General features: G+C 56.7%; 17 protein-coding genes. 16 read left to right on the top strand and 1 reads right to left on the bottom strand.

The features are described from left to right. Positions 1-59: 59 nt before the first annotated feature. From uppS to H8695_RS02865, 14 genes are all read left to right on the top strand, one after another. Positions 60-797 (top strand): undecaprenyl pyrophosphate synthase, encoded by a 738-nt coding sequence (uppS, locus tag H8695_RS02930; RefSeq protein ID WP_249299378.1) that lies wholly within the window; start codon positions 60-62, stop codon positions 795-797. Continuing rightward, positions 798-1,604: a phosphatidate cytidylyltransferase gene (locus H8695_RS02925; protein WP_249299377.1), complete on the top strand. Its 807-nt coding sequence runs from the start codon at positions 798-800 to the stop codon at positions 1,602-1,604. It abuts the gene before it with no gap. 9 nt (positions 1,605-1,613) lie between these two features. Then, the gene (locus H8695_RS02920; RefSeq protein WP_249299376.1) at positions 1,614-2,774 is read left to right on the top strand and encodes a 1-deoxy-D-xylulose-5-phosphate reductoisomerase; all 1,161 of its coding nucleotides are present in this window, start codon (positions 1,614-1,616) and stop codon (positions 2,772-2,774) included. Between the two features lie 30 nt (positions 2,775-2,804). After that, complete coding sequence (gene rseP / locus H8695_RS02915; protein ID WP_249299375.1) at positions 2,805-3,815, top strand: RIP metalloprotease RseP; 1,011 nt, start codon at positions 2,805-2,807, stop codon at positions 3,813-3,815. Between the two features lie 10 nt (positions 3,816-3,825). Then, on the top strand, positions 3,826-4,914 hold the full coding sequence (ispG, locus tag H8695_RS02910) for a flavodoxin-dependent (E)-4-hydroxy-3-methylbut-2-enyl-diphosphate synthase (RefSeq protein ID WP_249299374.1): 1,089 nt from the start codon (positions 3,826-3,828) through the stop codon (positions 4,912-4,914). Beyond that, positions 4,904-9,181 carry a PolC-type DNA polymerase III gene (locus tag H8695_RS02905; RefSeq protein ID WP_249299373.1) on the top strand — a complete coding sequence of 1,426 codons (4,278 nt, stop codon included), beginning with the start codon at positions 4,904-4,906 and terminating at the stop codon, positions 9,179-9,181. The genes ispG and H8695_RS02905 overlap by 11 nt, the downstream gene beginning before the upstream one ends. Positions 9,182-9,274: 93 nt before the next feature. Next, positions 9,275-9,916 (top strand): sigma-70 family RNA polymerase sigma factor, encoded by a 642-nt coding sequence (locus tag H8695_RS02900; RefSeq protein WP_249299372.1) that lies wholly within the window; start codon positions 9,275-9,277, stop codon positions 9,914-9,916. Positions 9,917-10,013: 97 nt separating this feature from the next. Next, positions 10,014-10,298 carry a zinc-ribbon domain containing protein gene (locus tag H8695_RS02895; RefSeq protein ID WP_249299371.1) on the top strand — a complete coding sequence of 95 codons (285 nt, stop codon included), beginning with the start codon at positions 10,014-10,016 and terminating at the stop codon, positions 10,296-10,298. 192 nt (positions 10,299-10,490) lie between these two features. Beyond that, positions 10,491-10,694 carry a DUF1858 domain-containing protein gene (locus tag H8695_RS02890; RefSeq protein WP_249299370.1) on the top strand — a complete coding sequence of 68 codons (204 nt, stop codon included), beginning with the start codon at positions 10,491-10,493 and terminating at the stop codon, positions 10,692-10,694. Positions 10,695-10,801: 107 nt separating this feature from the next. Continuing rightward, complete coding sequence (locus H8695_RS02885; protein ID WP_249299369.1) at positions 10,802-12,337, top strand: DUF4435 domain-containing protein; 1,536 nt, start codon at positions 10,802-10,804, stop codon at positions 12,335-12,337. 11 nt (positions 12,338-12,348) lie between these two features. Continuing rightward, a complete protein-coding gene (locus tag H8695_RS02880; RefSeq protein ID WP_249299368.1) occupies positions 12,349-13,050 on the top strand; it encodes a class I SAM-dependent methyltransferase in 702 nt (233 codons plus the stop codon). Further along, positions 13,037-13,798 (top strand): Nif3-like dinuclear metal center hexameric protein, encoded by a 762-nt coding sequence (locus tag H8695_RS02875; RefSeq protein ID WP_249299367.1) that lies wholly within the window; start codon positions 13,037-13,039, stop codon positions 13,796-13,798. Before H8695_RS02880 ends, H8695_RS02875 begins: the two co-directional genes overlap by 14 nt. 19 nt (positions 13,799-13,817) lie before the next feature. Continuing rightward, on the top strand, positions 13,818-15,602 hold the full coding sequence (locus tag H8695_RS02870) for an Rqc2 family fibronectin-binding protein (protein ID WP_249299366.1): 1,785 nt from the start codon (positions 13,818-13,820) through the stop codon (positions 15,600-15,602). After that, a complete protein-coding gene (locus H8695_RS02865; protein ID WP_283243582.1) occupies positions 15,599-16,681 on the top strand; it encodes an FAD-binding protein in 1,083 nt (360 codons plus the stop codon). Before H8695_RS02870 ends, H8695_RS02865 begins: the two co-directional genes overlap by 4 nt. Before the next feature lie 44 nt (positions 16,682-16,725). Here the strand turns inward: H8695_RS02865 and H8695_RS02860 are convergent, their stop codons facing one another. Further along, a complete protein-coding gene (locus H8695_RS02860) occupies positions 16,726-18,063 on the bottom strand; it encodes an S-layer homology domain-containing protein (protein ID WP_249299364.1) in 1,338 nt (445 codons plus the stop codon). 134 nt (positions 18,064-18,197) lie between these two features. Here H8695_RS02860 and H8695_RS02855 point away from each other — a divergent pair, with 134 nt between their 5' ends. Beyond that, positions 18,198-19,883 (top strand): B12-binding domain-containing radical SAM protein, encoded by a 1,686-nt coding sequence (locus tag H8695_RS02855; protein ID WP_283243549.1) that lies wholly within the window; start codon positions 18,198-18,200, stop codon positions 19,881-19,883. Positions 19,884-19,903: 20 nt separating this feature from the next. Next, a complete protein-coding gene (gene guaA / locus H8695_RS02850; RefSeq protein WP_249299362.1) occupies positions 19,904-21,436 on the top strand; it encodes a glutamine-hydrolyzing GMP synthase in 1,533 nt (510 codons plus the stop codon). Positions 21,437-21,530: the final 94 nt, after the last annotated feature.

Genomic DNA, 21,530 nt, shown 5'->3' with positions numbered 1-21,530 from the left:
TATGAATGGGAGCACAACATGTGCTCCCATCCCATTATGCCGCAGGGAATGGAGAGATTATGCTGTTTGGCAGAAAGAGACAAAACGACGAGCTTGATTGGAATAATCTGCCCGAGCACATCGGCATCATCATGGACGGAAACGGCCGCTGGGCAAAACGGCGGGGGCTGCCGCGTACGGCCGGCCACCGGGTGGGGGCCGAGACCTTTCGCAAAATCGCCCGCCATGCCCAGAGCATTGGCATCGGGTATCTCACGGTCTACGCTTTTTCCACCGAAAACTGGAAGCGGCCGCCCGAAGAGATTGAGACCATCATGAATCTTCTGCACGACTATCTTCTCGAAGCGCGAGAGAGCCTCGGGCGCGAGAACATCGTTTTGCGCTGCATCGGCGACCCCGGGCGGCTGCGCGAGGATTTGCAGCAGATGATCCGCGAGATCAGCGCCATGAGCGAGAGCAACACCGGCCTGATTGTCAACATTGCGCTCAACTACGGCGGGCAGGACGAGATTGTCCACGCGGTGAACGCCGCTCTTGCAAAGCGGGCGCAGGCGGGTCTGCCGGCTCAGCTGACAAAGCAGGAGATTGAGGACAATCTCTACACTGCCGGTCAGCCGATGCCGGATCTGATCATCCGGCCGAGTGGTGAGATGCGCCTGTCCAATTTCCTGACGTGGCAGAGCGCCTATTCCGAATTTTATGTCACAGAGAAACTCTGGCCCGACTTCAACGAGCAGGATCTGGAGCGGGCCATTGCAGCTTATCAAAAGAGAAATCGCAGATTTGGGGGAGTATAAGTGATTGTACGAATCATATCCGGAATCGGCGTTGTGGTGGTCGTGGTCGGTGTGCTGCTGTTTTCCAACACGATTGTTCTTAACATCGCCGTCGCCGCCCTGTCGGTTGCCTGCGTCTACGAGGCGCTGATTGCAACCAAGTATGTCGAGAGCCATGCGCTGATGTTTGCCTCCCTCGGGATCGCCGCGCTGACGCCCTTTGTCATGGGCTTTTCCAAGAGTACGGTGATGCTTTTGATGTTCGTCTATGTGGTGATCATGTTTTTGCTGGTCTTTAAGAATTTTGAGACCTTTAAGCTCGAGCATATCGGCGTTGTCTTTCTCATATCAGTGATTATCCCGTATTTTTTCGGCAACATCATCTTTCTCAATCACATGGACCACGGGATTTACTATCTCTATTTGATTTTTATCGGCTCATGGTGCTCCGACTCCATCGCGCTGTGTGCGGGCAAGCTCTTCGGCCGTCACAAGCTCATTCCCAAAGTGAGCCCCAAAAAGACAGTGGAGGGCGCCATCGGCGGCATCGTCGGCACCATGGCGGGCTATGCCGTCACCGGCGTCGTTGTGGAGCGCTGCTTTGAGCTTCAGGTGAACTTTCTGGCGCTGCTGCTGCTCGCCGTGGGCGTCTCCATCATCGGCCAGGTGGGAGACCTTGCGGCGTCCACGATCAAGCGCTCGTTTCAAATCAAGGATTTCGGCAACGTCATTCCCGGACATGGCGGCGTGTTTGACCGGTTTGACAGCGTTCTGTTCATTGCGCCGTTTATTGCGCTGTTTGCGCAGTTCTTTACCATATTTCTGTGAGGGCTTTTCATGAGAGATCACAATTTGTCAGTCCTGGGTTCCACCGGCTCCATCGGCACGCAGACGCTCGACGTTGCGCGGCGGCTGCAGGTACCGGTCTGCGGGCTGGCCGCCCACTCCAACATTGAGCTGCTCGAGCGCCAGATTCGCGAATTTCGCCCCGTCTGCGCTGCGGTGCTGCAGGAGGAAAAGGCGGCCGAGCTCAAGGAGCGCGTGCGCGATCTGCCGACTAAAATTCTAAGTGGCATCGACGGTGTCTGTGCGGTGGCGACGCTGCCGCAGGCCACTCTGGTTTTTACCGCCATCGTCGGCATCGCCGGTCTCATCCCAACGCTGGAGGCCATTCGAGAGAACAAATCGCTCGCACTGGCGAACAAGGAGACGCTGGTTGCGGGCGGTTCTCTTGTCATCCCCGAGGTACAAAGGCGGGGGCTTGAGCTGATTCCGGTGGACAGCGAGCACTCGGCCATCTTCCAGTCTCTGCTCGGCGCAAAACGGCCGCGGGAGGAACTGAGAAAAATTCTTCTCACCGCCTCCGGCGGCCCATTCTATGGAAAGACACGCCAGGAGTTGTCAGCCGTGCGGCGGGAGGATGCGCTGCGCCACCCGAACTGGTCCATGGGCGCGAAGATCACCGTCGACTCGGCCACTTTGATGAACAAGGGCCTCGAGATGATTGAGGCCATGTGGCTCTTCGGTGTGGGAATGGATCAGATCGAAGTGGTCGTCCACCGCGAGAGCATCATCCACTCGATGGTGGAATTCTGCGATCACGCGATCATCGCCCAACTGGGGCTGCCCGATATGCGTGTGCCGATTCAATTTGCCATCACCTGTCCCGAACGGGAGCAGACACCGGGACCCGGCGTGGACTTCGCGGCGCTCGGCTCGCTGAGCTTCGGCCGACCCGATCTTGAGACGTTTCGCTGCCTGTCGCACTGCATCAGGGCGGCGCGCATGGGCGGCACCATGCCGGCGGCAGTCAACGGAGCAAATGAAATGGCAGTGTCTCTCTTTCTGCGCGGCAAAATTGACTTTCTGCAGATTGATGAGCTGGTGGGCGCAGTTTTGGACGCTCACAGTCCCATCGAGACGCCTACGCTTCGCCAGATTCTGGATGCGGATGAGTGGGCGCGCGAGTATGTTTTGACACAGTATCAAGTGAGGTGATTTTCCATCAGCAGTTTTCTGAGTATCGTTGTGGCACTTCTTCTGTTCGGTATCATGATTCTCGTGCACGAATTCGGCCACTTCATCACAGCGAAGAAAGCCGGTATCCGTGTCGACGAGTTTGCCATAGGCTTTGGCCCTTCTATTATAAAGTGGAAGCGCCGGGAGACGCAGTATTCTCTCAAGCTGCTCCCGGTCGGCGGGTATGTCAAGCTCGGCGGGGAGGATGAGGATACTTTCGATGGCACCGGCTTCAACGAAAAGCCGATTTGGAAGCGGATGCTGGTGCTCTTTGCGGGAGCTTTCATGAATTTGCTCTCAGCGTTTGTCGTCGCCGTTCTTCTCGTCTGTCTGACGCCGGCGCTCGCCTCAAACACGGTCGCACAGTTCGATATGGAACAGAGTCTGCCCGAGGAGAGCGGACTTCGTGTGGGCGACGAAATTGTAAAGGTAAATGGACAGACCATTCACATCGCGTCCGATCTGCCGGTGGCGCTGCTTGCAGACGATGACGGAGTGGTCGACATGCAGGTGCGCCGAAATGGGCAGGTGGTTCTGCTCGAGGGCGTGAGTTTTCGCACACAGGGCGAGGGAGTCGAGCGCGAGGTCTTTCTCGATTTGAAATTTCAAAGGGCGGCAAAGACGCCGATCACAGTGCTTCGCCACTCCTTTTTCCGCTGTGTCTCCATCACAAAATCCATCTGGAATTCGCTTTTGGATCTCGCCCAGGGTAAAATTGGCGTTGAGGCTCTCTCGGGCGTTGTGGGGACAACTCAGGCGATGGGGCAGATCATCCGCGCGGGCCTGGAACCCATGCTCATGATTTTTATCTTTATCAGCATCAACCTCGGCATTTTCAATCTGCTGCCGATTCCGGCTCTCGACGGAGGGCGAATCGTCTTTTTGATTGTAGAGGCAATTCGCGGAAAGCCGGTCAAACGTGAGATCGAGGGGATTGTCAACGCCATCGGATTTGTTCTTTTGATCGCGTTGATGGTCTTTGTAACCTACCACGACGTGCTGCGCATCTTTGCAAAGTAGGGGAGAGAGAATGGGAATTCAGAGGCGGCAAACCAGAACTGTGAGAGTGGGCGAGGTGTCCATCGGCGGGGGGAATCCGATCGTGGTTCAATCCATGACCAACACTCCCACAGCGGATGTGGATAAAACCGTCGCCCAGATCCGTCAGCTTGTCAATTCAGGCTGTAAAGTGGTAAGACTTGCCATGCCGGATGAGGAGGCAGCCCGCGCGGTTGAAAAGATTCGTGCTCAGGTGGACATACCGCTTGTGGCTGATATTCACTTCGACTATCGGTTGGCGCTTCGCTGTGTGGAAGCCGGCATTGACAAAATTCGCATCAATCCCGGAAACATCGGCGCAAAAGAGCGCGTGAGGGCCGTTGCCGTTGCCTGCCGGTCGCGCGGCGTCGCCATTCGCATTGGGGTCAACAGCGGTTCGCTGGAGCGAGAGATTCTCGCAAAGTACGGTGCTCCGACAGCGCAGGCGCTTGTGGAGAGTGCGCAGTACCACATCGGGCTGCTAGAGCAATTTGATTTTACAGATATCGTGGTATCGCTCAAATCGTCGGACGTCGCGACCATGATCGAAGCCTACGAACTCTTCAGCGAGAGATTCGACTATCCGCTCCACCTCGGGGTGACCGAGGCTGGCGGTGAGCGCATGGGGCTGATCAAATCCTCCATTGGCATCGGGTCGCTTCTCGCGCACGGCATCGGAGACACCATACGCGTATCGCTGACGGCGGATCCGGTCCTCGAGGGCCCGGCGGCCTACGACATTCTGCGTGCACTGGGTCTCGCCGGAGGGGCGACGGTGGTATCCTGCCCGACCTGCGGGCGTACGAGAATAGACTTGATCGGCCTTGCCAACCGTGTGGAGCAGGCGCTGCGCGCCGAACCGATGACGCTCAAGGTCGCGGTGATGGGCTGTGCGGTCAACGGTCCGGGCGAGGCGCGCGAGGCGGACATCGGCATCGCCGGCGGCGTTGGGGAGGGTCTTCTTTTCAAGCGGGGAAAAATTCTGCGAAAGGTGCCCCAGGAGGCGCTCTTTGACGAGCTGATGGCGGAGATTGAACAGATGAGAAGAGAACGATTCAGTGAGGAAAAAGATGAACGCTAAATTTCTGGAAGTGTTTTGTGAATATCATCCTGAGGGCAGCAAGAGAGAGCTTCTCGAGAGCGCTGTCCTGACCGACGTCAAAATGGATATTGACAATAAGACCATGAGCTTTTCCCTTGAGGGGGACAGGCTCTTTGCGCGCAGTCTGCTCGACGAAATTGCCGAAGACCTCAAATCGCTCTATGGTCTTCGTGAGAGCCGGCTTGCCATTCACTACCCCGCAGAACTCTTCAGCGAGCAGTACTATGGCGAGCTTTGCAGCTACTGTGTGAAGCATGTTGGAGCCTGCAACGGCTTTCTCACCGGTTCGACCGCACGGTATGAAAAGGGACTTCTCACCATCTCGCTGACCCACGGCGGAGAGGCCATTTTGAAGAGCGCAAAACTTGCCGACACGATTGCCCAGCTTGTGCGCGACGAGTTTTCTCTGTCCATCCGCGTTACATTCGACGGAGTTCTTGAAACCGATACCGACAGCGGCGTCTACCGGGAGATCCGCGAGCAGGAGCAGCGCGCGGATGAGCAGATCTCCAAGACCTTTGCCGCGCAGAGGCGCGCGGCGCCCGCGCCCGCGGGTGCACGCCGCGCGGGCGCGCAGGGGGGAGCGCTGCTCGGCCGCCCCATCAATACCGAGCCCATGCGAATGGCGGACATTCGCATCGACACGGGCACAGCGACGATTCAGGGTGATGTCTTCGCCATTGAGACAAAGGACACGCGCGACGGCAAGAAGAAAATTTTCACCATCTCCATAACGGATTACACCTCGTCAATCAATCTCAAGTCGGTACTTCCGATGGACAAGGCGGAGGCTCTGCTGGAGGTGCTGCACAAAAATGACACGGTCAAAGTGCGCGGCAGCGTCTCTTTCGACTCCTTTGACGACGATCTGGTCATCTGGGTCAATGACATCGAGCCGGCCTACAAGCGCACCCGCACCGACGATGCCGAAGAGAAGCGCATCGAGCTGCACCTGCATACCAACATGAGCTCGATGGATGCGCTGACCTCGGTTTCGCGCTACATCGAGCGGGCAAAGCAGTGGGGGCATGAGGCGGTGGTCATCACGGACCACGGTGTCGCGCAGGCGTTTCCTGAGGCGATGAAAGCGCAGAAAGCCACCGGCTATGAGGGTAAGATCATCTATGGCATGGAGGCCTATTTTGTCAACGACATTGAGCCCGCTGTGCACGGGGACGCAGACACGCCTTTCGACGGGACCTTTGTCGTCTTCGATGTGGAGACGACCGGCCTGAATCCCACGACCGAGGCGCTCACCGAGATCGGCGCCGTGCGCTTGAAAGGCGGCGAGATCGTGGAGCAGTTCAACACCTTTGTCAATCCCCAAAAGCCGATACCGGCAAAGATCACCCAACTGACCGGCATCACCGACGCAATGGTAGCCGACGCACCGCCGGAGGGGGAGGCGCTCAAAAGCTTTCTGGAATTCGCGGGGGACAGCCCGCTCGTCGCCCACAATGCGGGGTTTGACATGTCGTTTCTGCGCGCGGCGGCCGAGCGCACCGGCCAGACGGTTGCGAACACCTACATTGACACGCTTGTCATCTCGCGCAGCATTTTCCGCGAGCTGAAAAAGCACAAGCTCGACACCATTGTCGAGTATTTGAAGCTCGGCAGCTTCAATCACCACCGGGCCTGTGACGACGCGCTGATTCTCGCCAAGGTCTTTTTGAAAATGATGGAGAGAATCCGGGAGGACAGCGGAGCCGACCGCACTGACCAGATCAATCAGGCGATCGCGGGAAACATCGACGTCAAAAAGGCAAGGCCTTACCACCAGATTCTCCTCGTGAAAAATTACACAGGCCTGAAAAATCTCTATCAGCTCATCTCCGATTCCAATCTCAAGTACTTTGGCGGCAAGACGCCGCGCATTCCGAAGTCGGAGCTGATCAAACACCGCGAGGGGCTGATTGTGGGCAGTGCCTGCGAGGCGGGCGAGCTCTTTCGTGCCATTGTGGATAAGCGCGAGTGGGGGGAGCTTCTGAGCATTGCAGACTTCTACGACTACCTCGAAATCCAGCCGATCTGCAACAACATGTTTCTCATTGCAAGCGGAAAGGCAGAGAATGTCGAGCAGCTGCGTGAGTTCAACCGCACCGTCATCCGCATTGCCGATAAGCTAAATAAGCCCGTTGTCGCAACGGGAGACGTGCACTACATCGATCCAGGCGACGAGATATTCCGAAGAATTCTGCTCAATGCTCAGGGCTTTTCCGATGCCGACAAGGAGCTTCCGCTCTACTACCGCACCACCAATGAGATGCTGCGGGAATTCGACTATCTCGGCGAGGAACTCGCACGCAAGGTGGTCATTGAAAACCCAAAGCAGATTGCGGCCCTCTGCGAGCAGATTCGCCCTGTTCCCAAAGAGTCCTTTCCGCCGGAGATTGAGGGCGCCGAGCAGGAACTTGTCGAGATCACACTCAAGCGCGCGCGGGAGATCTACGGAGACCCGCTGCCGCCCATTGTGCAGGAGCGCCTCGACAAAGAGCTCAATTCCATTACCAAAAACGGCTTCTCCGTTCTCTATATGATTGCGCAGAAGCTGGTCTCTCAGTCGCTTGCCGACGGCTTTCTCGTCGGCTCGCGAGGATCGGTCGGCTCGTCGCTCGTCGCCTATCTCTCGGGCATCACCGAGGTCAATTCTCTCTGCCCGCACTATGTCTGCCCGAATTGCAAAAAGAGTGAGTTCATCACCGACGCAAGCTATGAGACCGGCGCTGATATGCCGCCCAAAGACTGCCCCGACTGCGGCACACCCTACATCAAGCAGGGCTTTGACATCCCCTTTGAAACCTTTCTCGGCTTCGACGGCGACAAGGCGCCCGATATCGATCTCAACTTCTCCGGCGACTACCAGGCGACGGCGCACCGCAACACGGAAAAACTCTTCGGCAAGGACTATGTTTTCCGCGCGGGCACCATCGGCACACTTGCGGAAAAGACGGCCTACGGCTATGTTCTCAAGTATGTCGAGGAGAGAGGCCTCAACATCACAAAGGCGGAAAAGGCCCGCCTCGCGGCCGGCTGCATGGGTGTCAAGCGCACGACCGGACAGCACCCCGGCGGCCTGATCGTCATGCCGAAATACAAGGAAATCACCGATTTCTGCCCCATTCAGCACCCGGCGGACGACCCGAACAGTACCATCATCACCACGCATTTTGACTACCACTCCATCGACCAGAATCTGCTCAAGCTCGATCTGCTCGCGCACGACGATCCGACGGCGATTCGCATGCTTGAGGATATCACGGGGATCGACGCAAAGAAGATTCCACTCGACGACCCCGAGACGCAGAGCCTGTTTTACAGCAACGAGAGCCTCGGCATCGAGGGAGACGAGATCACCTCCTCGGTCGGCGCGCTGGGGCTTCCGGAATTCGGCACAAAGTTCGTCCGGCAGATGCTCGAGGACACAAGACCCCATACATTCGGCGAACTCATTCGTATTTCCGGTCTCTCCCACGGCACCGATGTCTGGGTGAACAACGCCCAGGACCTTGTCACGTCTCAAACGGCCACTCTCAAAGACTGCATCTGTACGCGCGACGACATCATGCTCTATCTCATTCACATGGGAATGGACAAGAAAGAGTCCTTTACCATCATGGAGGCCGTCCGAAAGGGAAAGGGACTCAAGCCCGAGTGGGAGCAGGATATGAGGGCGGCAAATGTGCCCGAGTGGTACATCGACTCCTGTAAGAAGATCAAGTACATGTTTCCGAAAGCCCACGCCGCCGCCTATGTCACAATGGCCTTTCGCATCGCCTGGTTCAAGGTACACCGGCCGGCCGCTTTCTATGCGACCTATTTTACGGTTCGCGCCGACGACTTTGACTCGGAGTACATGATTCACGGGCTGGAAAAGGTCAAGAGCCGTCTGCTCGAGATCAAGGCGAATCCCAAGGCATCCAACAAGGAAAAGGATCAGATTCCCATTTTGGAGGCCTGCTACGAGATGTACCGCCGGGGCATCAACTTCCGCCCGATTGATCTCTACGGGTCTCACGCGACCAAATTTCTGATTGTGGACGGGGATCTGCTGCCGCCGCTGAATTCTCTGGCGGGTGTCGCCTCCAATGCCGCCATGGCGATTATGGAGGAGCGTGAGCGTGGTACATTTATGTCGATTGAAGAGCTTCTCAACCGCACCAAAGTGACAAAAACCGTCATTGAAGCATTGCAGGCGAATCGAATTTTGGAGGGTATGCCCGAAAGTGCACAAATGACACTGTTTTAACAGGCAAAATCCTTGTGGAAAGTTAATAAATGGCTTGACTTCTGGGTGGTCGGCGCTTATAATAGCGGTATGTGATTGCAGGAGGAACATCCCATGCCCCAGGTGGAACGAAACATCGTCTACGAATCGGAACCGGACGATGCGCTCATTCGGCTTGCACAGAGCGGCGACACTCAGGCCGCGGGGCAGCTCCTCTCACGCTATGCGCCGCTGGTCAAAACCGCGTCGCGCAAGTTTTACATCATAGGCGCCGAGAGCGACGATGTCGTGCAAGAGGGCATGATTGGCCTCTACAAGGCTATTACCGACTATGATTTTTCAAGAGGATTTACGTTTTCCGCGTTTGCCCAGGTCTGTATTGACCGCCAGATTCTCACGGCGATCAGAGCCGCCGGGCGCCAGAAACACATTCCGCTCAACTCGTACATTTCACTTTTCCAGCAGTCTGATCAGAGCGACAGGGATTTGAATTTGACGGGTCAGGCAGGGTTTCCGAGTCAGGAGGACCCGTCAGAGGAAGTAATCACCAGAGAGTTTTTGCTGCATCTTCGAGAGTTTGTGGCAAGAGAACTATCCCATTTTGAGCAAGAGGCACTGCAGCTCTATCTCGAGGGCCAGAGTTATCAGCAGATAGCTGACCATTTTGCAAAGCCCGTCAAGTCGATTTACAACGCGATATGGCGGATCCGGCGAAAGGTCATGGCCGAGTTTGATGAGAGCGCGGTTCTCCAATAATCCCTGATAGCTCAATGTCAGAGCATTGGTGTTCCAAGGGTGTTGGTTTAAGTCCAACTCGGGGGAAAAAATTTTTAGATCTAAGCGAGGGAAAGAAATGTACGAGGACAAAACATTAGTGTGCAAAGAGTGTGGCAGTGAGTTCGTCTTCACCGCCGGCGAGCAGGAGTTCTATGCTCAGAGAGGCTTCCAGAACGAGCCCCAGAGATGCAAAGCCTGCCGCGACGCGAGAAAGAACGCTGCCAGACAGTCCAGAGAGCTGTACACCGCCACCTGTGCCGCCTGCGGCGCCGAGGCAAAGGTACCGTTCCAGCCGAGAAATGACAGACCTGTGTACTGCAGCGACTGTTTCGCAAGAATGAAAGAGTCTGAGCAGGGCTAATCGTTTTTGTATCTTTCGGAGAGTTCTTTCTCCATAAGAGAATTCGGCAAATGAGCACACTCCCATATGGGAGTGTGCTTTTTGTTTGCCACTTGCAAGTCCACCAAATGAGTAGTATAATGAAGCGAAAAAGAAATCTCATGTTTTTGCCACGTCGTGGCAAACTATTGTAGAACAAAGGAGGATATAAAAGTGAAGCAGATTACCAAAGAGATGACCATTGGCCAGGCGCTCGAGCTCGACTCCGGCATCGCGCCGTTTTTCATGGAGATGGGCATGCACTGCCTTGGCTGCCCGTCGGCCCGCGGCGAGTCCGTCGCAGACGCCTGCGCCGTTCACGGTGTGGATGCGGATGAGATGATCAAGAAGATCAACCAGTATCTTGCGAACCAGTAGGCAACAGGCAAAGGGGCACGCCGAGGCGTGCCCCTTTTCATTTACGCTGAGTCGGTTCTGTGATAAAATAAAGTCATAGGGACCTCAGTGAACGGAGGAATGCCACTTTGCAGATCACACTGCCAGCCAGAAACAATGCCACATCGCAAAAGCCGACGACCGTTTCGTTTGAGCGCTCGCTTGTGCTGCTCGGCCCGAACGGCGCCGGCAAGACAAAATTTGCTTTGGAGCTGCTTGCGGGCCTTTCGGGCGTCTGCTGCCGGATGATTTCAACAGCAGCTCAGAGCCGCGAGGATGACACGGAGAATGCCGAACCGGCCGTTTTTGAGCACTGCCGCGACTGCCGCCCGGCGCTTCCGTGCGAGTATGACCCGCGGCGGTTTGCGCGCTTTTTAAAGCCGCTTCTGCAATATCAGCTCGACGAGCAGCAGCAGGGGCGCACCGGCGTTTTGACTCAGGCAAGTGAAGTTTTTTGCAAGCTGTTTGCGGGCAGCAAATTGGTATGGAACAACGAACGCATCGACGTGCAGCCAAAGAGTGGCGCGCGCTACTCCGCGCTGCACCTGAGCGACGGCGAGAAAGCGGTGCTCTTCGTGATCGGTCACGTGCTCACGGCCGAGCGGGACAGCGTTGTCGCCGTCGACGAGCCGGAAAACTATTTAAACCAGGATTCGCTCAAGCTGCTCTGGGATACATTGGAACAGCTGCGCGTCGATCTGCGCTTTGTCTATGTGACGCACGATTTCGGCTTTGCGGTCTCGCGCGACGACAGTGAGATCGTCTTTATTCGCTCCTACGCGCTTGAGGGCGGCCGACCGGTCTTTTCCTACTACCTCAGCGAGGACGTGACAAAGCTTCTCGACGGCGGCTCGCTCGCCGACGAGGTTCTGTTTCGAGTGTTGGGAAACCGTCAGAAGCTGCTCTTCATTGAGGGCACACAGAACAGCCATGACTACAAGATTTATAAAACGCTGTTTCCGGACTGGAATGTCACGCCGGTAGGCGGCTGCGGCGACGTGAAAAAATACACGAATCTCGTCAACTCCATGCGTGGCGGCGATGAGCCGGCAGCACGGGGCCTAGTTGACCGTGACCGCATGGCACAGGAGAGAATTGAGCTTCTCAAGGGCGAGGAAATCTACACGCTCAAGGTCGCCGAAATTGAAAATGTCTATTTGATTGAGGGTGTGGTCAAGGCGGTCGCCGCACATCTGAAACGAAACCCAAAGGCGGCTTTCTCCGATGTCAAAAACAATGTCTTTGCCTGCGTGAGACGCCGGTTTAACGCCATTACAAACGACTTTATCCGGGAGGATATTCTCGCCCTCGTGGCGCACAAGCTGAAGACGGCAGGCGAGACCATTGAGCTCAATGAAGTCAATCTCTCGGTGGAGGAGCTCTATAACATCAAAAAGAAATATGTCAGCCGTTTCAACTCCATCATCGAGCGGCGGGACTACGGAGAGCTTCTCAAATATCTCAACTACAAAAAGCTGATCTATGAAATTGAGATCGACCGGATCTTTGATCTGTCGCCCAAGGCGTACCGGGAACTTGTGGTCAAATTGCTGCGGCGTGAGAACGACGAGGGGCTGCGGCTGCGCCGAATCATCCGCGACTATAATTTCTCCGATCTGAACTAGGGGGGACAAACTTGATCAAACTGACCGAACGGCTGATGGCTGCAGCGTCCCAGGTTCGACCCGGCGCGGTTCTCGCGGATGTCGGCACGGATCACGCCTATCTTCCGGTCTATCTGCTCGAGCAGGGCATCTGCCGGCGTGCTGTGGCATCCGATCTGCGTGAGGGACCGCTTGCCCACGCCCGCCGCACAGTCGAAAACAGCGGCTTTGCAGAGCGGGTGAAACTTGTTCTCTGTGACGGGCTCGAGGCGGTACCACACGATGTGACGGATATTGTCATCGCGGGGATGGGAGGGGAGACCATCCTCTCCATCCTGAAGGCGGCGCCCTTTGTCAAGCAGGGGGACAAGAGGCTGATTTTGCAGCCGATGACCGATTTGCCGCTGGTGCGCCGCAGTTTGGCGGATGACGGCTTTGCAATTGTTCGCGAGACGCTGGCGGTTGAGCAGGGGCGCTTCTACGTGGTCATGACGTTGCACTATGCAGGGCAGCCGCAGAATCTGGGCTTTCGTGAGCAGTATCTCATCGGGCCGTGTGAGGCGCCCGCAGAGATTGTGAGACGCTATCTTGCAAAGCTGCGCAGAAAATATGCCATTCAGGCTGAGGGTCTGCGCCGTTCTGCGACAGAGCAGAGCGATCGGCTGCGCCTCCTGGACGAAATTTTGGCGGAAATCACAAAAATGGAGGGAGAACTCGAAGATGAAAGTGCGTGATCTTCTTGCTTTATATGAAAAGGAATTTGACTTTACACTTGCGGAGGAATGGGACAATGTCGGTTTGCTGGTCGGTGACAGGGATGCTGAGGTCAGCCGGGTGCTTGTTGCCATCGACATCAGCGAGGGAGTCATTGATGAGGCGGTACGCCTTGGCTGTGAGCTGATTGTCAGCCACCACCCGCTCTTTTTTGAGCCGCCCAAAAAGATTGTTGCCGACGATCCGGCGGGCCGTAGAATTGTGCGGCTGCTTCAAAATCGTATCAGCGCCATCTGTCTGCACACCAACGCCGACAAGGCCGCGGGCGGTGTCAACGACATTCTGGCACAACTCGCCGGGCTGCGGGAGTACACGGTGTCCGCCGACGGTTTTGCCCGCGTGGGAACTCTGCGCGAAGCCATGCCTCTGAGTGATTTTCTGGAGAATCTAAAGGACTCGCTCGGGCTTGGCGCTGTGCGGTTTCATGACGCAGGCCGACCGGTTTGCAAGCTCGCCGTTCTCGGCGGAGCGGGCGGCTCGTATCTGGAAGAGCTCGCGGCCCTTGGCATCGATACCTTCGTCACCTCCGACATCAAGCACCACCTGTTTGTCGCGGCCGCCGACCGCGGGCTCAACCTGGTTGACGCGGGCCACTTTGAGACAGAAAACCCGATCTGTGAGAGGCTCGCACAGATTCTGACTGAGCATTTTCCGGAGCTTTCCGTGACACGTTCCACAGTGTTTGAGGATTTGATTTGCTATCTATGATTGAGAGGGAGCGCTTACCATGCCGCTTGACGCTGCATTTTTACACGGCCTGACCGCCGAGCTGAACGAGACGCTCGCGGGGGCCAGAATCGACAAAATCACCATGCCCGGCCGCGAGGAGATCGTGCTCTCCGGCAGGGGGGCGGAGGGAAATTTCCGACTTCTGCTCTCGGCGAGCCGGACCACGCCACGCCTCGGTCTTCTCCGCGAGAACCGGGAGAATCCGCCCGCGCCGCCGATGTTCTGTATGCTGCTGAGAAAGCATCTGCAAAACGGCAGAATCACGCAGCTTCGTCAGCTTGGCTTTGAGCGGGCCGTGAGGCTCACCGTCGAGAGTCGAAACGAGCTCGGCGACCCGACACAGTACGCGCTGATTCTTGAGATCATCGGTGTACAGAGCAACCTGATTTTTCTCGACGGACAGGGGCGCATTGTGGATGCGCTCAAGCGCAGCGAATTCTCCGAGTCGCTGCGGCGCACCGTCATGCCCGGCGCCCGCTACGAGCTGCCGCCGGCACAGAACAAGCGCGATCCTCTGACGCAGCTCGATGAAATTCTCAGCGCACTGCGCGGGTGCCGCGAGAAAAAACCAGCCGACCGTGTGGTGCTCGACGCCGCCATTGGGTTTTCGCCGCTGATTTCCCGGGAAATTGTCTGCCGTGCGCTCGGCTCCTGCGATATGCTCTACAGCGAGCTTCACGAAGCGCAGCGGCAGAGAGTCGCACAGGAGTTTGCGCGCACTGTTGACGCCGTGTTGAGCGGCGACACAACGCCGGTCATCCTGTATGATGAGGACCAGAGGCCGGTGGATTTCTCCTTTTTGCTGCTGACGCAGTACGGTCAGCTCTACCGGCAGGTGCAGCCGGGCAGCTACTGCGACACGCTTGAGGACTTCTACGGCGCGCGCGAGCGAAACGAGCGCCTGCGTCAGCGGACGTCGGCTCTCGACAAAATGCTCCGCTCGGCCGTCACGCGCACGGCAAAAAAACTTCAAAAGCAGCGCGCGGATCTCGCGGCCTGCACAGATCGCGATACCTACCGCATCTACGGCGAGCTGCTCACGGCGGCGCTCGCCTCAGTGGAGCGCGGCGCGCCGCATGCGCTGGTGCCAAACTACTACGAGGAGGGTTCGCCCCTTGTGAAAATTCCCCTCGATGTCACAAAGAGCCCGGCGCAAAACGCCCAGCGCTATTTCAAGCAGTATCAGAAAGCAAAGACGGCTGAGACCATGCTCACCGCCCAGATTGAAAAGGGAGAGCGGGAACTTGAGTATCTTGAATCGGTGCTGGTCAGTCTGTCAAGCGTTGAGAGTGAGCGGGATATTGCCGAGATTCGCCGCGAGCTCACGACAGCCGGCTATCTGCGGCCGGAAAAGGGGGCGGCCAAGCGCAGACAGCGCGAGCCGGAGATCTCAAAACCTATGGAATTTCGCTCCACGTCGGGCTTTCGCATTCTGATTGGACGAAACAACTCACAAAACGACTATTTGACCCTGACGCTCGCTTCCAAACAGGACATCTGGCTGCATGCGCAGGGGCTGCCCGGCTCCCATGTCATTGTGGTAACAGGGGGCGAGACGCCGGACGATGAGACGCTCGAGCAGGCGGCCGTGCTCGCCGCGACCTACAGCAAGTCACAGCAGTCTCAGAATGTGCCGGTCAGCTACACCGAGGTGCGCAACGTCAAGAAACCGGCGGGCAGCAGACCGGGAAAAGTCATCTTTGTCCACTACAAGACAGCCTATGTCACCCCCTCGCCGGAGCTAGCGCAGCGCCTACGGGTGGATGGAAATGGGGTGAGCTGATGGAGCACTACGACGTGGCAATCGTCGGTCTCGGCCCGGCCGGCGCGACGCTCGCGCGTCTGCTCGACAGCCGTTTTCGTGTGATTGCGCTTGACAAAAAGCGGGAAAACGGCGGGTTCCGCAAGGCCTGCGGCGGGCTTTTGGCGGGCGACGCACAGAAAGCGCTCGCGCAATTTGATCTGACGCTGCCCAAAGATGTTCTGGTTGACCCGCAGATTTTCGCAGTCAAGACCATTGATCTGAAAACGGGGCTGATCCGCCACTATCAGCGCTTTTACGTCAATCTGGATCGGGACAAATTTGACCGCTGGCTGCTCGGTCTTCTGCCGTCACACATTGAGACACACCCCGGCTGCGTCTGCACCGACGTGAGGAGAAGCGGCAGCCGTTTTATTCTGACCTATCGGGAGAACGGCCGGGATGTGAGCGTCACGGCGGACCGTGTCGTCGGCGCGGATGGGGCGAACTCCATTGTGCGCCGCACATTCTATCCGCGTCGTGACATACGAAGCTATCTCTCCATTCAGCAGTGGTTTCCCGAGTCACACGGCACTCCCTTTTACTCCTGTATTTTTGACCCCGAGACGAGCGACTGCTGCTCGTGGTCCATCTCAAAGGACAGCCAGTTTATCTTTGGCGGCGCCTTTCCAAAGGATCGAGCGCGCGAGCGCTTTGAAAGGCAGAAAGAAAAGCTCGCCGAGCGCTTTGGCTTTCAGTTCGGCGAGCCTCTCAAGACAGAGGCCTGTCTTGTGCTGCGCCCGAAAAAGCCGGGTGATTTCTGCTGCGGTCAGGATGGGCTCTTTCTGATTGGCGAGGCAGCCGGTTTTATCAGCCCGAGTTCCCTCGAGGGCATCAGCTCGGCGATTCGCAGCGCGAGCGCCCTCGCCTCGGTTTTAAACAGCGGCGTCCCACGGGAGAACCGCGCCTACCGCGCAAAGACGCGCAAGCTCCGGGCAAAGCTCCTGCTCAAGGTGCTCAAGTGCCCGTTCATGTATCAGCCGGTACTGCGCCGGCTGGTCATGGGCAGCGGCCTTGCCAGCATTCCGATCATTGCGAGCAAAAAAGAGGGCAGTGCATAGCACTGCCCTGAAGACGGGGGGATGGAAAACAGGCGGCTTTTGAATCAAAACCAGAGAATCCCGCTCAAAAATCCTCCGGAGTCCTTGGTGTTAGACTGGTACTCCATCATCTGCCAGATCACCTGTGCGGCCTCGGCGCGGGTCATGGGGCGATCGGCCCCGATGGTCTCGTCCTCATAGCCGTTTAAAATGTTGAGCTGACCGAGGTTGGAGACTGCCGCAGTGGCCCAGGTCGGAATGGTATCGGCATCGGCAAAAGTCGGTGTGAAGACCGTGTCGTCAGGAAGCTGCAGGATGTTGTTGATCATCACCGCGGCCTCAGCGCGGGTCACTGTGTCCTGCGCGCAGAAAGTCTTGACGTCGCCGGCCGTGCCCGAGACGATGCCGCTTGCAAAGGCGGCTTTGACATAGGGCTTGACAAAGGGAGACATCTGCTCCTCATCGGCGAGCGATACGGTGGCGGAGGTCTTCATATCGAACTCACTGTCAGAGGCTTTCATCAGCATGACCAGAAAGTCGCCGCGGCTAACTTCCTCATCAGGATAGAAGAAGTTGCTGCCAGCAAGGGTTTCGCCGCGGATGATGTCTTTTTCCGCCAGTTTGATCGCGGCGTAGTGAGCGTAGCTTCCCGCCATATCCTCGTATTCAAGCTCCGAGGAGGGTTTGTTGATTTTGATGGTGACTTTCGCGGGCTCTGAGACATTGCCGAAGACGTCCTTTGCCTCATAGGTGAAGCTGTCGGTACCTGTTGCGTTCTCGTGGGGGATATACTCATAGGAGCTCGAGAAAGAATTGTAGTAGAGCTCGCCCTTTTTCGGCTCCTTGGTGACAGTGAAGATCATCTCATCGTTGTCGGGATCCGAGGCGCTCATACGCCCGGTGATCTTCAGATTTTTCTGTGTGGAGGTCTTGACGTCCTTTGTTTCGGGAGCCTTGTTGACAGTGGCTGAGAAATTGATGCAGACTTTGACCGGCGCCGAGAGGTTTTCGCCGTCGGACGCCCGATACACAAAGTAGGTGACACCCTCAAAGTCCTTGGCGGGAACAAATTTCAGTCTGCCGAGATTGGACTTTTTGATGGTCTGAAAGACGACGACGTCTTTCTCGCCCAACTTCAGCGTGCCATGCTCAATCTTCGGCAGCTCAGTGATGACGACGGAAGCGACATCATCGCCGTCCATCGTGCCGTACTCAATGGAAAAATCATCGGCGCTCCACTGTACGGCGGTGTTGTAGAGCGCGTTTTTGTAGACGATCATATTGTCCGTGATGACACTGTTTCCGTCGGTGAGCTGGTAGCTCGCCACGGCGGAGAGAGAAATTGTCATCAGCAGGACGCACAGCAGTGCCACAAATCGGCACCACAATTTGCGAGTGAACATTTTTACTCCTCCTGTTTGTTTCAATTCATGTATATTCAGGGTTGCTTTCCTTGGTTGTACTGCTATTTTTTTCAACTTGACGGCAATTATGAAATGAGGAATCTGGTAAAAGATCAAAATTAAGGGGAACCGCTTTGAAAACGCTTTTCGTTTCCATCAATTCAAAATATTGTCATATGAATCCGGCCGTTCGCCAGCTCAGCCAGATTGCTTGCGCGGCGGGCTTTGACGCGTCGTTTTGCGAGATGACGGTAAACGATCTCTACGCGGAAAATTTTGCAAGGCTGGTCGATGCCCATGCGGATGTCTACTGCTTTTCCTGTTACCTTTGGAATATCGAACAGGTGAGTCTGCTCTGCACCGACCTCAAGCAGCTGAGAAAATCGGTGACAACAGTACTTGGCGGGCCGCAGGTTTCCTACAGCGCAAAGGAGCTTATCGCACAGCCGCAGTTCGACTGCGTACTCTGCGGCGAGGGAGAGGAGCTCATCGAGCCGCTGCTGCGGCGAGTGGAGAGTGAAAGCCGAGAGCGAACCCCGGGGATTGTCTGGGATGAGCAGGATGACGACACTTTTCGCCTGACGGGGGATCTCGCATGTCTGCCGTTTGCCTACACCGAGCAGGAGATCGCAAGCGGCCGACTGCTCTATTACGAGACCTCGCGCGGCTGCCCGTTTGGCTGCGCCTACTGCGTCTCGGCGACAACCAGCGGCGTTCGAGCCGCGCCGCTCCCCAAAGTCATATGTGAAGTAAAGCACCTTGTCAGTAGTGGAGCGAAAGTCATCAAGTTTCTCGACCGCACGTTCAACGCCGACCGCGAGAGGTGCCGGTGTCTCTTCGAGGAATTTGCGGCGCTTGAGACCGACTGTGTCTTCCACTTTGAAATCTGCGCGGATCTCTTTGACGAACAGACTCTGGAACTTCTCAGCCGTGTGCCGAAAGGCCGGTTCCAGTTTGAAATCGGCATTCAGAGCATCCATCCCGAGACACTGCGCGCGGTGCACAGGGCAAACCCCATTGAGCGGGAGCTTGAGAACATCGCGCGGCTCAAGAGCGCCGGCAACATCCATCTGCATCTCGATCTCATCGCGGGCCTGCCCCATGAGGACTATCGTCGCTTCGGTCAGTCGTTTGATGCGGTCTATCCGCTCGCGGATCACTTTCAGCTCGGCTTTCTCAAAATGCTGCCCGGCACGCCGCTTACCCGTGAGGCACAGCGCTACGGCTATGTCTCGAGCGCCCGGCCGCCCTTTGAGGTCTACCGAAACGACGCGATTGGCTTTGAAGAGCTGCGCCGTCTCAAGGATGTGGAGTTTGCGCTTGAGAAAATCAAATGCAGCGGCTTTTTTGAGCATTCCATCTCTTATTTGGAGCGCTTTTTTTCGTCGCCTTTTTCGCTGATGGAGCGATTGGGCGACGCACTGCACGAGCGGCGCCTCACAGGGGCAATCGGCATCCGGGAACTCTATGAGCTCTTTGCCGCTGCCGTGTCTGCCATGCTTTCACGGCGTGACTATGGCACCTTTCTCGAGTATCTGCGTCTCGATCATATCCGGCGGTTACCCGATCCGCCGGGCGGACTGCTTGCGGAGGAGTACGATGCGGAATTTATCAGGGCCGCCAAGGCTTTTTTGTCTGATTTTGAGCGCATGGGAGAGCTGATTGATGACTACGGTCCGCAGACCAGAAAGGCAGCCGGGAGAAAGCTCGCCATTCACCGCTTCGCTCTCCGGCCGGATGAGCCTGCAAGGATCTTGCTTTTTGACAAAAGATATGACAAAATGATGGATATTACCGATCAATTTGATATGGATTCGTAAGAAGAAAAGGGGAGAAGTCGATGACAAACCAGTATGTTCTGATCTTGGATTTTGGAGGCCAGTACAATCAGCTGATTGCGCGCCGTGTGCGTGAGTGCAGCGTTTTTTGCGAGGTAAAGCCTCACACTATGGGCGTGGAGCAGATCAGAGAACGACACCCGATCGGCATTATCCTCACAGGCGGCCCTGCAAGCGTATACGGCGAGGGGGCGCCGAGTTGCCCGAGAGAGATCTTCGAGCTCGGTGTGCCGGTGCTTGGAATTTGCTACGGCGCGCAGCTGATGAGCCACCTGCTCGGCGGTGAGGTCGGCGGCGTACAGAATCGGGAATACGGCAAGGCGGAAATCCAATATTTGAACAGCCCTCTCTTTGAGGGCATTGAGAAGCAGGGTGTCTGCTGGATGAGTCATACGGACCAGATTTTAAAGCTTCCGCAGGGCTTTCAGGCGACGGCATCCACCGCAACCTGTCCCTACGCTGCGATGGAGAACGCCGAACGTCAGCTCTACGGTGTTCAGTTTCATCCGGAGGTGCTCCATACACAGCAGGGCACCGAGATACTGAAGAACTTTCTCTACCGTGTCTGCGGCGCCAAAGGCGACTGGCAGATGCGGGACTACGCGCAGCGCTCCATTGCTGAAATTCGGGAGAAAGTCGGCGATGGTAAGGTGCTCTGCGCGCTGTCAGGCGGCGTCGATTCGTCGGTGGCTGCGGCGCTGCTGCACCGGGCTGTGGGCAGACAGCTCACCTGCATCTTTGTCGACCATGGCCTGATGCGCAAAAACGAGGGCGACGAAGTGGAGGAGATCTTTCAGAATCAGTTTGGCAGCAACTTCATTCGCGTGGACGCGCAGGATCGCTTTTTGAGCAGACTTGCGGGCGTCGCAGACCCTGAGACAAAGAGAAAGATCATCGGTGAGGAGTTCATCCGCGTCTTCGAGCAGGAGGGCAAAAAAATCGGCCGGGTCGACTATCTCGTGCAGGGCACGATCTACCCCGACGTCATCGAGTCGGGCGCGGGGGAGGCGGCCGTTATCAAGAGCCACCACAATGTCGGCGGGCTGCCGGACTATGTGGATTTCAAAGAGATTATTGAGCCGCTTCGCATGCTCTTCAAAGATGAGGTTCGAGCACTCGGCACCGAGCTGGGGCTACCCGATTCGCTCGTCTGGCGCCAGCCGTTTCCAGGCCCTGGCCTCGGTGTGCGGGTCATCGGCGCTGTCACCCGTGAGAAGCTCGACATTCTGCGCGAGGCGGACGCTATTTTCCGCGACGAAATTCTGCGCGCGGGGCTCCAGCGAGAGATCAACCAGTACTTTGCCGTAATGACCGATATGCGCAGTGTCGGCGTCATGGGGGATGAGCGAACCTATGACTACACGCTCGCGCTGCGGGCTGTGACCACCACCGATTTTATGACTGCACAGTGGGCGAGAATTCCCTACGATATTCTCGAGCGGGTGTCAAATCGAATTGTCAACGAGGTCAAACATGTCAACCGCATTGTCTATGACATCACATCAAAACCGCCGGCGACGATCGAATGGGAATAACCGTCAAAACGGCTCAAACCCGCATGAATACAGGGTTTTTGACCTGTCACTTTGCCTTGTGATACTGGATTGATACTATTCGTTTCAACCCGGC

Source organism: Feifania hominis (assembly GCF_014384765.1).
Lineage (GTDB): Bacteria > Bacillota > Clostridia > Oscillospirales > Feifaniaceae > Feifania > Feifania hominis.
This window is presented reverse-complemented; position numbering and strand designations above follow the sequence as displayed.